The sequence below is a fragment of the Janthinobacterium foliorum genome (assembly GCF_978021625.1).
Genome location: NZ_CDXDQE010000114.1, coordinates 1 through 258 on the forward strand (window position 1 = coordinate 1; position 258 = coordinate 258).

General features: G+C 63.2%; 1 protein-coding gene. It reads left to right on the forward strand.

The genetic code is table 11. The features are described 5' to 3' along the window. On the forward strand, positions 1-258 hold a 258-nt coding region (locus ACZ92H_RS29765; protein ID WP_465052004.1), incomplete at both ends, for an aldehyde dehydrogenase family protein.

Genomic DNA, 258 nt, shown 5'->3' on the forward strand with positions numbered 1-258 from the left:
GTTTCGTCCTGCCCGGCCATGAAAACGGCTTTTTCCTCGGCGGCAGCCTGTTCGACCACGTCACGCCGGAGATGACGATTTACAAAGAGGAGATTTTCGGCCCCGTGCTGTGCATCGTGCGCGTGCCGGACTTTGCCACGGCGCTGGACCTGGTCAATGCGCACGAGTACGGCAACGGCACGGCCATCTACACGCGCGACGGCAACACGGCGCGCGAATACACGCACCGGGTGCAGGTGGGGATGGTGGGGGTGAATG